At 43.3% G+C, this 14,474-nt stretch carries 9 protein-coding genes; 2 read left to right on the top strand and 7 right to left on the bottom strand.

Features of this window, described 5'->3' with window-relative positions; genetic code table 11:
* Positions 1–137: 137 nt before the first annotated feature.
* From CAN34_RS07740 to CAN34_RS07765, 6 genes are all read right to left on the bottom strand, one after another.
* Entirely contained in the window at positions 138–1,559 is a 1,422-nt protein-coding gene (locus CAN34_RS07740) for a caspase family protein (protein WP_089555158.1), read from the bottom strand.
* 23 nt (positions 1,560–1,582) lie between these two features.
* Entirely contained in the window at positions 1,583–3,685 is a 2,103-nt protein-coding gene (gene ligA / locus CAN34_RS07745) for an NAD-dependent DNA ligase LigA (protein ID WP_302476514.1), read from the bottom strand.
* A 329-nt stretch (positions 3,686–4,014) separates the two neighbouring features.
* On the bottom strand, positions 4,015–5,040 hold the full coding sequence (locus CAN34_RS07750) for a cell division protein ZipA C-terminal FtsZ-binding domain-containing protein (RefSeq protein ID WP_089555159.1): 1,026 nt from the start codon (positions 5,038–5,040) through the stop codon (positions 4,015–4,017).
* 206 nt (positions 5,041–5,246) lie between these two features.
* A complete protein-coding gene (locus CAN34_RS07755) occupies positions 5,247–9,191 on the bottom strand; it encodes an AAA family ATPase (protein WP_089555160.1) in 3,945 nt (1,314 codons plus the stop codon).
* 72 nt (positions 9,192–9,263) lie between these two features.
* Positions 9,264–10,199: a hypothetical protein gene (locus tag CAN34_RS07760; protein ID WP_089555161.1), complete on the bottom strand. Its 936-nt coding sequence runs from the start codon at positions 10,197–10,199 to the stop codon at positions 9,264–9,266.
* 52 nt (positions 10,200–10,251) lie between these two features.
* Positions 10,252–11,055 (bottom strand): sulfite exporter TauE/SafE family protein, encoded by an 804-nt coding sequence (locus CAN34_RS07765; protein ID WP_165767628.1) that lies wholly within the window; start codon positions 11,053–11,055, stop codon positions 10,252–10,254.
* Between the two features lie 204 nt (positions 11,056–11,259).
* Here CAN34_RS07765 and CAN34_RS07770 point away from each other — a divergent pair, with 204 nt between their 5' ends.
* Together CAN34_RS07770 and CAN34_RS07775 are read left to right on the top strand one after the other, a co-directional pair.
* Positions 11,260–12,249 carry a biotin--[acetyl-CoA-carboxylase] ligase gene (locus tag CAN34_RS07770; protein WP_089555163.1) on the top strand — a complete coding sequence of 330 codons (990 nt, stop codon included), beginning with the start codon at positions 11,260–11,262 and terminating at the stop codon, positions 12,247–12,249.
* A 37-nt stretch (positions 12,250–12,286) separates the two neighbouring features.
* Positions 12,287–13,015, top strand: a complete 729-nt coding sequence (locus CAN34_RS07775; RefSeq protein WP_089555164.1) for a pantothenate kinase — start codon at positions 12,287–12,289, stop codon at positions 13,013–13,015.
* Positions 13,016–13,102: 87 nt separating this feature from the next.
* Here CAN34_RS07775 and CAN34_RS07780 read toward each other — a convergent pair whose 3' ends face one another.
* Entirely contained in the window at positions 13,103–14,290 is a 1,188-nt protein-coding gene (locus CAN34_RS07780; protein ID WP_089555165.1) for an isovaleryl-CoA dehydrogenase, read from the bottom strand.
* Between the last annotated feature and the right edge of the window lie 184 nt (positions 14,291–14,474).

Genomic DNA, 14,474 nt, shown 5'->3' on the forward strand with positions numbered 1-14,474 from the left:
ACTTAACAACACGGGTAGAAAAAACAGATGTAATGCTTAGAAATAATTAAATTATTATATATCTATAGTAAGCTAGTTTTGCTTCTCTACGCACATTCCATCCGTTTATTCTGTCATTCTCTATAACTTGAGTTTAATCACTCTATGAGACCTTCAATATCAATGACTATTTCACGATCTAGTGTTAATAATAAGCCTTTAAAGAAAGTATATAAAGCCTCATCAGGCTTGAAAGACTTAGTATTTACCCACCAAGAGTTTTTGGATTCTAATTTATTATGATCCCAGCTCAAATCTTTATATTTTTCAAACTTACTAAAAGTTGTTATCTTACTTTTTGACACAACATAAGTGATAAACATGTCATATCTCGGTAAGAATTCCAATTTTGGCACCAAAGTAATTACTGTCACGTTATTACACTCAAGATAAGTTGAATCATAACTACTAAGTACATCCGCATAGTATTTTTCTTTTGCACCAGTACCTGTTATAGCTCCAATAGCATCTACAAACCTCTCTTTTTCTTTTCTAGAAAAATTTAAATGGATGAAATAATCATCATTTTCATCCTTGAGCCACTTTGCTATTTTTTGTTTATCAGGGATTTTACTTAAATCATTAGAGTGTATGATATTTATGTCAAAAAGCTCGTTAAGCTCTTTGCTAAATTCAAAGTTATTAGTGATATTATCTAAGTTATTAAGAATCGATGTCGCTTCATCTCTAGAACAATAATTTTTATTTGCCTCTCTAACTCTATCAATCAAACTTGAATCTACACTATCTATTACAGCAACATCTTCAGTATTATCTACGAAATATGGAAACTCATTCTTTATACTAGGAATATCAATATTATTAACATCAATGAATATTTCCGTTTGATTAGCCTGAGTTACAAAATAAGGGTTCTGATTGACTTTTGGACTGCTAAGATCATCTGTTATAAAGTTCACTAAATCCTGATATCGAATACTAGATTTTTCAAAACTAAATACAGCTGTTACAAAGCTTCTAGTAAATAAGCTGATATCTCTAAATGCTATAGAAGTCTCATTCCTTGTAGATGAAAACAAAAAGTATACTTTCTCGAATTTCTTTTCCTGAAGTGACTTATCAAATATATTAGAGATATTATATGAACTTTTTATATATTCAGTACCAGCAAAACAGGCATCTACTACTTTTACCGTTAATGTAGGATTAAGGGACTTCAAAATCTCATCTAACTCATCGTTTGATAATGCTGTTGTATGAATATTATTGTTATCAAAATCTGACAACACATACCAGAAATCATCATTAATGCGTGTACCATGTCCACTAAAGTAGAAAAATATCTCTTCTACTTTTTGATTTTCGTGATTTCTAACAAACTCTGAAATCTTCGATTTAATATCCCTACCTCTTACATAGCCCTCGATCTTTAAAATACTATCAAACTTTTTTGACTCTGATAAAATGCTATGTATTATTTGAGCGTCGTTTTTACATGCAAGTAAAGTCTCTTGATCATCATACTCACTAACACCTATGACAATTGCTAAATTAGACATATCTATCTCCAAAATTATTTATATTAATTTACCAATGCCAAAAACTCTTCCTCATCCACTACCTTTACACCCAATTTTTCAGCCTTAGCCATCTTTGAGCCAGCCTTTTCTCCTGCCAGTAGCGCAGTGGTTTTTGCCGAGATGCTACCGGATACTTTTGCACCGAGCGCTTGTAGTCTGGCTTTGGCTTCATCGCGCGCCATGCTATCAAGCGCACCCGTAATGACCCACGTTTGCCCATCAAGTGGTAAATCACTAGATACTTTTTGCTCGACTTTATCCCAATGAACGCCAGCTTCACGTAATGCGGTAATGACTTCGATATTATGCGGTGCACGGAAGAACTTATAGGCGAGCTCAGCGGTAATAGCGCCCACATCTGGCGTAAGTAGCAGCTTTTCGATACTGGCAGACATTAAACTGTCAAGATCGCCAAATTGCTGAGCGAGGTTTTGCGCAGTCGTCTCACCGACACCGCGAATACCAAGCGCATAGATAAAACGCGCCAGTGTCGTATGTTTACTGGCTTCGATAGCGCTGATAATATTTTGCACCGACTTTTCGCCTAGTTTCTCAAGCGTAACCAATTCTTCTTGATGATTGTGCAACTGATAGATATCAGCGACCGTCTTGACCAAACCATGCTCAAAGAAGCTAATCAACCAACTTGCGCCTAAGCCATCGATATCCATCGCCCGACGCGAGACAAAGTGAATAAGCGCTTCTTGCTGCTGCGCGGGACAAAACAGTCCACCGGTACAGCGAGCTAAGGCTTCATCTTTGGGTAATACCACTGGAGAATCGCACACTGGACAAGTCGACGGTAGCTTTACAGGCTCGGAATCAGCGGGACGCTGCTCATGCCAGACGCGGGTGACTTTGGGGATGACGTCGCCAGCACGATGGACGCTGACCATGTCGCCTGCGCGTACATCAAGGCGCTGAATCTCACCAAAGTTATGCAAGGTGACATTGCTGACGGTAACACCGCCGACTTTTACTGGCTCAAGTTTACCAACTGGGGTAATCGCGCCGGTACGCCCAACTTGCCATTCGATAGAGTGCAAGCGCGTCATGACGGTTTCAGCAGGGAATTTATAGGCAGTTGCCCAGCGCGGCTCACGGGATAAAAAGCCGAGCTGTTGTTGCAGCGCTAAGCTATTGACCTTGATGACCAAGCCATCAATCTCAAACGGCAAATCTGCGCGTGTCTTTATCACTGACTCATAATAAGCTTGCGCCTCGCGTGGGTTCTGCACCACCTCAACCGCACTAACGGTAAAGCCGATGTCTTTTAGCCAAGCTAAGGCTGCTGATTGGGTTTCAATGGCAATTGGTAGCCCTTGATTCACTGAATAACAATAGAAGGCTAGCGGACGGCTGGCGGCTATACTTGGGTCAAGTTGGCGTAAACTACCAGCAGCAGCATTGCGCGGATTGGCAAAAGTCTTTTCTTCTTTCTCTGCAGCAAGTCGATTAAGGCGCTCAAAGCCTGCCTTCGGCATTAATACTTCACCACGTACTTCTAACAGCGGGATATCAGTAGCAGCAGCAAGCCATAGCGGCAAATTACGAATGGTTTTGGCATTTTGGGTAATATCCTCACCCGTTTGCCCATCGCCACGCGTTACCGCTTGTACAAACTGTCCATACTCGTATTTTAGTGAGACCGCCAAACCATCAAGCTTTAGCTCTATTTCATATTCAGGACTTTGTTGCGCGACACTTAAGCGGTCATTGACACGGCGCATAAAATCGCGCAAATCATCATATTCAAAGACATTACCAAGCGATAGCATCGGCACATCATGCCTGACTTGGGTAAAAGCAGATAGCGGCATATCGCCAACTTGATTGACCGGACTATCGGGCTGCACCAAATCTGGGTATTCTTCTTCAAGCTCCAATAAAGAGCGACGCAACTGATCGTATTCGCTGTCTTCTAAGATGGGATTATCGAGCACATAATAAGCATAGTTATGGGTTTTGAGCGACGCAATAAGCGTGCGCATCTGGGCAACGATTTCGTTTTGAGCATTGTCAGTATCGATTTCATTGGCAGGTTGCGCAGTCGTTTTTTGATTGTTTTTAGTGTGAGCAGCGGTTGATAAGATAGGATCAGTCATAGTCGGCGTCTTTTTCTTTGCAATTCAAGATGCCGATATGATAACAAGTTTGCAGGATACTCGGATATCATTTTGTAGAAAATTAGAATGTACTTAGTGTTTTACAAATAAAACGCAGCGCTGCTGGGATAGATTTTTCGAAGCCTTTGGAGTGCATAGCACACAGCAAGCGAGGAAAATCTATCCCAGTAAAGCGATGTTAAATGGGCGACTTTTTTATTTTAAACTGACTAGTAAGTAAAAATAAAAAAAGACAAATAACGTCAATCGCTATTTGCCTTTTAGAAAACTGTTAGTATTTACCAATTTTTGATTAATCTTGGTAACGCTTAACCTTCGTAGTCGCGGACTTGATTACGCAATTGCTGCTTATATTCAGGTGTGATTGGTTCATTCTCTTCATCAAGCATAATCGCATCTAAATCGCTTGCCATCATATACGCAACGCTCATCATACTGTCAAAGCTGCGCAGCGCTTGCGGATGCGGCAAAGATAAGAAAACCACCACACCGTTATAACTATTGGTCGCTACGCTATGCGGATCAAAAGGCGCAATACCACTATCGGTGATGCCCATCATACTGAACCATAGCATGCCTGTACCGTCTTTTTGCTCATAGCGATGGAACATATTCATCGCCCCATAGCGCAGACCATATTTATCAATTAACGCCAATAAATCACGACCACGAATCACCGCTGCTGGACGGTCGCGATACTGATGCGGCAAAATGGTGATATTGATATTGTCTTTAGCGTTGATTAATGGCGCGTTTTGAACGTCATCAACAGGCTCTGACAGATGCTGGTCGAGTATCGGGCTATTATCATTAAAGCTTGGCTCTTCTGCCGTATCAATCGATGGCATCAGACTGTCCGTCGCAGACATAAGGCTAGAAAACGCATCAGGCTCTTGCTCGATATGCATTTGCTGAGCCGCTTCTGCAAACTCAGTATTATCGGCATAGTGTTGCTCATCCTGCCAGCGCGCATAATCCTCATTATTTACATGGTTATTATCGTTATTCACATTGCCGCTTATAGGATTGTGGGCAGCCGTCAGCTGTGCATCGATATTGGTATGGGGTTGGGTCAAAGGCTCTTCTTCAACGACCGCATTTAAATAACTGCGATCAGGGCCGATGCTCGTCTCGCCTGCGACCGTATCATCCAAGTCTGGCTGATCGACGATATTGCGCTCATGACGCGGTATAATTGGAATACCGTTTTTATCATAATTAACCGCTAAAGCTTCAGCGTTTTTGCGGCGCTTAAAGCTACGAATGACCATAAATAGCCCTGCAAGCACAATAAATGCGGCAATGGCAATCAATATAAACTGAATAGCGGTCATGAGAAATACATCCTAATATATGACAAAAGGGAATACACAAGAGGGGATAAATGGCAATAGTCTAGCATGGCTAATTAATATCGTCACCATCTAGTCATCGTTTACCGTCAGCCCGACATACTTGCGTTACGTTATAGCCTTAGCCCTAACTATAACACTAGCAGTGGCTGCCAGTTATCAATTATTTTTGCTACTCAGCAATGCTCTTAATCAGAAAGGTAACGTGCCGCCTCATCGAGCGAAACGCTGACCAAAGTAGAAATCCCCGCGCTTGGCATCGTAACGCCTTTTAGCTCATCCGCAATCTGCATCGTCAGCTTATTATGACTGATGAAAATAAATTGCAAATCATCTGCCAACTCATGAATCAAGCTAGTAAAGCGAGCAACGTTGGCATCATCAAGTGGCGCATCGACTTCATCAAGCACACAAAACGGCGCAGGATGCTGCTTGAATATCGCAAAAATTAAGCTCAGCGCGGTCAAGGTTTTTTCACCACCTGACAGGACAGCGAGGCGACTATTACGTTTGCCCTTTGGTTGCGCCATTAAAGTTAAACCTGCGCGCCACTGCTCTGACTTATGTTTATCAGCGGGTATATTGGCTGGCATATCGTCAGTGTTCAAGGTCAAACTGGCTTGCCCACCGCCAAAGACTTTGGCAAATAAATTGGCAAGCTCATTATTAACCGCATCGAGCGTCTGCATAAATAGCGTCTTGGTGGTTTCATCAATAGAAGCAATCGCTTCGGTCAACGTCTGCATACTTGCCGCAATATCTGCTGTCTGCTGCGCCAGTGGCTCTAGACGCTCATTAACCTCCGCCAATTCAGCCACTGCTGCTAGATTGACCGCGCCTATTTTACTTAATTGCTGCTCAAGCTTGCTACGCTCAGACTCAAGCTCAGCGATTTTGTCTGGACGTACACGGCGATCATGGGCAATAAAATCTGCTAATAAGTTTGAGACACTCATCGTTTGCTGCGGATGCTGCGATATGTCCGATTGCGCTTTATATTTATGACTGACGCGATAGTATGCGTCTAGGGCATCTTGCGTATGGCTACTGGCATCATCCAATCTTGCGGCGCTTAGTGCCAACTCGGTGGCATGATGAGCAAGCTTACTTTGTTGATTTTGCAATGACTGTTGTAGCTTATCTAACTCAGTCTGCTGTTGCGCATAATCTTGCTTAAGCGCGTTCAATGCTGTCTCGCGCGTCGTCAATAACGTTTGCTGCTCATTGCGCGCGGTTTGTGCCGTTTGCAATGCGGTCTGCAAAGCGGGCAGCTTATGTTGCTGCTGCTCATAAGTTGCTTTTAAGCTCTGCTCGCTTTGTAATGACTTGTCATGTTGTGCGGTCGCACGCGCGAGACTGCTAACGCTGTGCTCTAACCGCATTTCGCTCTGCTGAATACGCAGTTGTAATGCCTGCCAAGCATTGTCATCTGCTTGGCGTCTGTGATTTAATTCATTGCGCTCCGCTTGCAATTGCTGACTGGTTGCCCGCGCATCGGTTATTTTAGGCGTCAGCGCTGTTATCTCGCTTTGGATATATTGCTGCTCATCATTAAGCGCTTGTTGTTCTTGTTCTAATTCTTGTTGCTCTTGCTCAAGTGCGGCTTTATCAGTATTTAGGCGCTGGCTATCTGCTTGCAAGCGCTCAGCGTTAGCTTGTTTGGTGGTGAGTTGCTGTTGATAGTGATGTTTATCGCGGGTCAACTGTTCAGCTTGGGCACGCGTTTCTTGCAGATTGACCGTTAATGCATCATTGTCACGCTGGTTTTTGGTAATAGCCTTTTGCTGCTCTTGTATTTTAGTTTCAAATTCATCAAGCAATTCTTCTAATGTTTGTAAACGAGTGCGCTGCTGCAAACGCTGTGTTAGGAACTGACTACTGCTATCATTTTGACCATTTTGCGCGCCAGCAAACTTGCTTAGATTAATCGTACCTTGACGACTGATAAGCCAACCGTCAGACGTTAGCAGAATGGCTGACGATGGCAATACTTGTAAGATATCGGCAATTTCTTTGAGAGTTTGTTTATTATCGCTCTCAGGTTGGGCGATATATAAATAACACTGCTGCCAAAGCGCTAAGCTAGGTGCAGTAATCAGCTGAGATAAAGGCTGTACTTTATCAATTAAGCTGTCTGGTAAGGCGCTGATAAATGGTGTTGCATCGATATTATTTTGCGTAGCAGATAACCATAAGCTATGACCCGTTTCTATTGACGACTTATCTTTAATATTAACATTCTGGTTTTGCATAGCTTGATACGTAAACACATCAGTTAAATCTTGCTCAAGCGCCTGCCATAAGCTACTCACTTTTTGAGAGTCATTGTCTGCGTTATTAACGCTTGATTGGTTGGCTTGACTTGCAACCAGCACATGACTATCCAGCCATAGCGCCAATATACTATCGAGTAGCTGCGAGTACTCACGTCCTTTTTCACTTAGTTCAATCTGCTCACGTAAGGTGGTAATCGCTAATACGTTATAGTCGTTTACTTCTTTATTTTCTAAGTTAGTTTTTACATGATTAGCTTGCAGCTGAGATTTAGGATGCAATATCTGCTGTAAGGTATCGTATTCACTTGCCAATACAGCGTGGCGTTTTTCAGACTCACTCAATTCGCGCTGCTGCGTGTTTAAGCGCTGTTGTAAATCATACGCTTGCGGTTGTAGCTCTGATAATCGCTCAGCAACGCTGTCTTGTTGCCGCTCAATCTGTTGCAATTGCTTATTTAGCTCAGTAACCTGCGTCTCTAAGGTCTGCTGTAAATTGTTCGCATCAATTTTCTCGCGCCCATCAGCACCACTATTAGTATCAATAGGCAATAGGGACTGTTGTAACTGCTGCCATAAATTCTGCCAATGTTGCTGACGGCGCTGCCACTTATCATCGCTTTGCTGGTGGCGCTTTTGTGCTTGTGTGTTAATAGCTTGCTGCTGCTCAAGTGTGCGGGCATTATCTTGCAAACGTGATAGCTGGTTTTGCGCTTCATGCCAAGCGCGCTGTAATGGTTGCTCGTTACGTTTGTGCGATTCACGTTTGCTTGTCAACTCAGTAAGCTTGGGACGCAATTCTTCTAATATATCCTGCTGCTCAGCTTGCTCAAATTTTAAGCGCTCAATCTCATTGACTGTCTGTGCACGCTGCTCATCCAAACTGGCGAGTTGCTGCTCAATGACGGTCAGTTGTGACCTTGCATCATTAAGTTGATGCTCGGCTTGTTGATAGCTTAGCTGCTGCTGATAGTGGGCACTTTGGGCATCGTCTTTGAGCCATTGTTCTTGATTGATATGCGTTGCAAGCTTATCTTGCTGAGCTTTTAGCGTTTCATAGTTCGCTTGCAGGGCTGCGACTTCGGTAGCGCTACGCTCGTGGGCTATTTTTTGCTGCTGCTGGGTATGCTTAGCTTGATATAACTGCTGAATGGCGAGCTGTTGCTTAATATCAGCAAGGGTTAAGGCTAGCGCTTCGTAACGCTGAGCACCTGCTGCTTGTTTGGACAATCGCTTTTGTTGGCTGACCAGCTCGCTTTGCATATCATACAGGCGCGCTAAGTTATCTTGGGTCTTTTCTAACTTCTTTTGTGTTTCTTCGCGGCGCGCTTGATAGCGTGACACCCCTGCCGCCTCTTCAATAAATTCACGCAGCTGCATGGGGCTAGACTCAACAATTCGCCCAATCATGCCTTGCTCGATGACTGCATAGCTGCGTGCGCCAAGCCCCGTGCCCAAGAACACATCGACGACATCTCGGCGGCGACAGCGCGTGCCATTGATAAAATAGTCCGAGCGACCGTCTTTATTTACCTGACGGCGAACAGAGAGTTCTTGATATAAATTAAACTCATGTCTTATGCCATTTTGCTCATCTTGCGTATGCTCAAAAGTTAGCTCGACACTGGCGACACTTTTGGCGGCTTTATCTTGCGTACCAGCAAAGATGACATCACTCATCGCCCCGCCACGTAACTGCTTAGCCGAGGTCTCGCCAAGCACCCAACGAATAGCATCAATCACGTTAGATTTGCCGCAGCCGTTCGGTCCGACAATGGCGGTAATGCCATGACGAAAGGTAAAGGTGGTTGGATTGGCAAAGGATTTAAAGCCTGCCAGCTTTAGGGATTTTAGACGCATGAAGGATCAGTAAACTTAGCAAAAACAGGCGGCTATTCTACCTTAAATTGTGGGGAATTTTTAGGGTTAAAATTATAAGTGCATAAACGATTTTGATTGAATGCTTTGATTGAATCCTTGTAGTAGTTTTTGCTCTACTTGGCAAACCTCATGTTCATTCAAGTAACAGTTATTAAACTCTATTAGAGATTGCCACGTGATACTGGCAATCTCTAAATGTGCCACTACCTCTAGCAATTCATCTCTTAGTAGATGCTGATATTTTTCGGGCTTGCTTTGACACATGGCTATTTCTTTATCAACAAGGCTTTGCTTATCTTCTTTTAGAGCACTGCCACCAATGAATAGTAGTAAAAACTTTGTACCTTTATCAATGAAACCTATCTCTAATAAATACTCGTACATCAAACAGTACTTTAATATTTGGTCAGCATTTTTTTGACCATTAAGCTTTAATTCATTTGCCACCATTACATTAGCCTCATGGTTATAGGATAAATTATCCATAAACATAGCATTTAGTTCGGTACTATATTCAAAGATGCCACTATTGCCATGTGTCGACCATGAACCGCTTTGGTCGAAATTAATGAATTGCGCATATAATAGGTTTAGATAACTATCACTACATAAATTGAGGAAAATATCAAATTCTTTATTCAGGTAATCCTCAGAAAAAAACTTCACACGGCGAACAGCTTCCCTAGCATTACAAATACCAGTCGTCTGTGTTGAATAAGTTTCTAACTGCTCAGACTCACTCATTTTTTGAATAAGTTTTTTACTGATAACTTTCTCAACTTCTTCAATACTTTTATTTTCCAATTCTGGAAGCCTTGCCCACTCAATAATTTGGCGTACATATTGCTTTTTACTAATGCCAAGAACACGCTGCGGTTCCCATACCAAAAACTCTACCATATTAGATAAACCAGTCGTCCATGGTATCTGATCTTTTAAATGGCTAATTGAACCAAAAACACGACGATATTTTTCTGCTGCTTTCATACTGATAGTGTCCCGCAGTTAGCGTTCTGATTTTTATTGAAGTCTGAAAATTTTATAACACCCCAATCCCACTTAATAACAACTGCCCACCAGCAAACAATAACAGTACCCCAAAGGCGCGTTTAAGCATTAGAGCTGGTAGTTTGTAAGCAAGCTTTGCACCGACTTTTGCCATAGCGAAGCTGGCAACCGAAATAAATATAAAGCCTGTGATATGGACAAAGCCTATCGTGCCTTCAGGTAGGTTGACCACGTCTTGACCAAACCATGCAAAACCTACCGCGCCAGCCAGCGCAATCGGTAGACCGCAAGCCGCTGAAGTACCGACCGATTGCTTCATCGGTAGCCCCGCCCAGTTTAAAAACGGTACGGTCAAACTACCACCACCAATCCCAAAGATAGACGATGCCATACCAATACCCGTACCCGCACCAAACTGCACGCCCGTAGACGGTAACGGCTTGCCCAATTGCTCTTTATTAGAGAAAAATAGCATTTTTATAGCGACTAATAACGCACCGATACCAATGATGGCTTGTAATGCCTTGCCGTCAATCATATCGGCGATACCGGCACCGACCAAACTACCGATGACCAATCCCAATGCCATTTTGCGCCACACTTCCCAGCGTACGCCGTCGCGCTTATTATGCGCAGTCATTGAGCTGATTGAGGTCACAACGATGGTCGCTAAAGAAGTTCCGATTGCCAAATGGGTAACCACTTCAGGCGGAAAATTATAAGCGGTAAAAATCCATACCAGCGCCGGTACAATAATCATGCCGCCACCGACGCCAAACAAACCAGCGCTAACACCAGCAAATGCCCCAGCAATAACAAACCACACATATAACATCATAGAACGAACCTTTTATAATAATCTCGTATTGCGCTTATTTTATCTCGTACTTATTCGTGGATCAGTGTTTTCAATTGCATTTGCCAAATCGTAACCTGAGCTTTATGCTGTCTACTTGATAGTGCTTATTGGCGACAATCGCTCAGTATATCAAAGATTACCCATGTTACATTTGCTACATTAATCACATCGACTAAACTTATGACGTCACTTGCCAGCTTGTCTCGCCAGCTACCCGAGCTTAACCATCGCCATCTAACAACTAGCGCCTCGACCAATACTGAGCTCATAGAAGCAGTGCAAAACGGTACGCTAAATGCAGCAGTCATGCACCTATTAACGGCTGAGAGCCAAAGCGCAGGACGCGGGCAACGAGGACGCTCATGGCAATCGCCGCGCGGCAACGTCTATCTGTCGTTATATCATCCAGTGCATATGCCGATTAGTGGTTTATTATCGTTAATCATCGGCGTCGAGCTGGCAAAAATGCCCATTATCCAAACGCTAAATACGCAATTGCGGGCGCAAGGTTTGACACCAATCGGTGTCAAGTGGGCAAATGACTTAGGTTTTTATCAACATCGAAATCACAATCGACATCAGCATCAATATCAATATCAATATCAATATCAATATCAATCTGCCGTGGATAAATCTTTATTGGATAACCAAACACTGCCCTTTAATAAACTCGCTGGTATTCTGATAGAGCCAGTATCACAAGCGGGAAAATTGGTCGGCGTGGTGATGGGCGTTGGTCTCAATGTCCAAGCCACACCAAAGCTAACCGCGCAAACGTGCGAAGGCATGAGTTATCAAGCGATTAGCTTACAGGATATTGAACAGATGCTGGAGCCAAAACAACAAGCTAGCAGTCTGCCAAGCTTACAAGTGATTTATCAGCAAATGAGCAAAGCGTTAATGGCGGCTATGACGCGCTTTGAGCATTTAGGGTTAGAGAAGCCGACTGGTCAAACGTATAATTTGGACAGCTTCTTAAAGCAATTTGACTCGATGGATGCGCTGGCAGGTCTGCGCTTGCATGTCACCCAAGACCATAATAGTGAAGAGCAAATAATGACCGGTCATGCTTGCGGTATCGATACACATGGATGTTTGCAATTAAGGCAAGATAACGGTAATATTTCTGCGCTTTTTACCGGACGCATTGACGTTATTGATAAGGCTTAAAGCACTTACTTAACGAGCGCTATATAAAGGGACTTTTATGCTCTGGCTTGATCTTGGAAATACCCGCCTTAAATACTGGCTTACCGATGATATCGGACAAATAGTCTCGCATGATGCCAAGCAGCATTTGCAAGCGCCTGCTGAATTACTTATGGGTCTAACCGATCGCTTTGAGCGTTATGCGCCTAGTTTTATCGGTATCTCATCGGTGCTGGGCGATGACCTTAACATGAAGGTATCAGAGACTTTAGGTCAGCTTAATATTCCGTTTGAATTTGTTCATGTCGATGCTGAGCACGCTTTGATGAAAAGCGCTTATAATGATGAACAGTTAGGCTGTGATCGCTGGCTACAAATGCTGGGTGCCGTTGATAAGACAAAACGTCAATGCGTGATTGGCTGCGGTACAGCGGTAACGATTGATTTGATCGATCATGCTGAGCATTTGGGCGGCTATATTTTCCCTAGTATTTATCTACAACGCGAATCATTATTTTCTGGTACCAAGCAAATTACTATCTCTAATGGCACCTTTGATAGTGTCGGTCAGGGCGTTACCACAAAAGATGCGGTACATCGCGGGATTATGCTGTCTATCGTCGGTGCAATTAACGAGATTAGCACGCGCCATCCCAACTTCGAGATCATAATGACCGGTGGCGACGCAGCCATTATCGCCCAACACGTCAACCGTCCGGTGCGACTGCGTGATGACTTATTGTTAAATGGTCTTGCACGCTATTTTGACCATAGCAAACGATTTTAAGAATTTGACCGCCTTTATAAAATAAACATTAAAAAAGCAGGACGCTTAAAACGTCCTGCTTTTTTATTAACTCAAACCACACTACTTTTATTTGGTCTCGTTAAACAATTCACGACCGATTAGCATACGGCGAATCTCGCTGGTGCCCGCGCCAATCTCATAAAGCTTGGCATCGCGCCAGTAGCGACCAAGCGGATACTCGTTGGTATAGCCATTACCACCAAAGATTTGAATGCCTTCGCCTGCCATCCACGTGGCTTTTTCAGCACACCATAAAATGACGCTGGCGCAATCTTTACGTACTTCTCGGCTGTGACCTGCGCCGCGTTGATCTAACATATCAAGGTTTTTTCCGACCGTATATAAAAAGCTACGACCTGCTTGCAAAATGGTATACATGTCTGCGACTTTACCTTGAATCAGCTGAAACTCACCGATAGCCTGTCCAAACTGTTTACGATCATGGATATAAGGGACGACATTGTCCATCACCGCTTGCATGATACCAATAGGACCGGCTGCCAAAACTGCGCGCTCATAATCTAAGCCACTCATCAATACTTTAACGCCGCTATTCAATTCACCTAAGATATTTTCTTTAGGAACCTCAACGTTATCAAAGGTCATTTCACCAGTATGGCTACCGCGCATGCCGAGCTTATCGAGCTTTTGCGCCGTACCAAAGCCTGCCATACCTTTTTCAACGATAAAGGCAGTCATACCTTTAGCGCCAAGCTCAGGATTGGTCTTAGCATAAACCACCATCACATCCGCATCAGGACCATTGGTAATCCACATTTTACTGCCGTTTAAAATATAGCTACCGTCTTTTTCTTCGGCTTTCAGCTTCATACTAGTAACGTCAGAACCGGCTCCAGTTTCACTCATGGCAAGTGCGCCAATAAATTCGCCACTGAGTAGCTTAGGCAGGTATTTTTGTTTTTGTGCTTCACTGCCATTACGTTTAATCTGATTGATACATAAATTTGAATGGGCGCCATAGCTGAGCGCAACCGAAGCCGACGCGCGGCTAATCTCCTCCATCACGACCATATGCGCGACGTAGCCCATATCGACACCGCCGTAAGCTTCTGGAACGGTGATACCATGCAGACCTAAATCACCCATTTTTTGCCATAAGTCCATTGGGAACTGATCGCTGCTATCAATCTCAGCAGCACGCGGGGCAATTTCATTCGCAGCAAATTTTTGCACCATATCACGTAGCGCATCGATATCTTCGCCAAGCTGAAAATCTAATCCGGGTAAACTCATAACTATTCCTTGTATGTTGAGGTTTAATTTCTTAATAGCGTTGGGTCAATTTAAAAAGAGACAATATAGCTAAAATAATATGGCTGGGACAAATTTTTTGAAGCATCTGGAGTGACGAAGTCGCACAGCAAGTGAGAAAATTTGTCCCAGCTATAAATCCATATAACTATTCATTTAGCTTAGA

Source organism: Psychrobacter sp. DAB_AL32B (genome assembly GCF_002224105.1).
Taxonomy (GTDB): Bacteria; Pseudomonadota; Gammaproteobacteria; order Pseudomonadales; family Moraxellaceae; genus Psychrobacter.

Bases quoted from the DNA above. Each gene is read 5' to 3' on its own strand.
- CAN34_RS07740 (WP_089555158.1), bottom strand. From the start codon at position 1,559: ATGTCTAATTTAGCAATTGTCATAGGTGTTAGTGAGTATGATGATCAA.
- CAN34_RS07765 (WP_165767628.1), bottom strand. From the start codon at position 11,055: ATGTTATATGTGTGGTTTGTTATTGCTGGGGCATTTGCTGGTGTTAGC.
- CAN34_RS07775 (WP_089555164.1), top strand. From the start codon at position 12,287: ATGCTCTGGCTTGATCTTGGAAATACCCGCCTTAAATACTGGCTTACC.
- CAN34_RS07780 (WP_089555165.1), bottom strand. From the start codon at position 14,290: ATGAGTTTACCCGGATTAGATTTTCAGCTTGGCGAAGATATCGATGCG.
- CAN34_RS07755 (WP_089555160.1), bottom strand. From the start codon at position 9,191: ATGCGTCTAAAATCCCTAAAGCTGGCAGGCTTTAAATCCTTTGCCAAT.
- CAN34_RS07770 (WP_089555163.1), top strand. From the start codon at position 11,260: ATGACGTCACTTGCCAGCTTGTCTCGCCAGCTACCCGAGCTTAACCAT.
- ligA (WP_302476514.1), bottom strand. From the start codon at position 3,685: ATGACTGATCCTATCTTATCAACCGCTGCTCACACTAAAAACAATCAA.
- CAN34_RS07760 (WP_089555161.1), bottom strand. From the start codon at position 10,199: ATGAAAGCAGCAGAAAAATATCGTCGTGTTTTTGGTTCAATTAGCCAT.
- CAN34_RS07750 (WP_089555159.1), bottom strand. From the start codon at position 5,040: ATGACCGCTATTCAGTTTATATTGATTGCCATTGCCGCATTTATTGTG.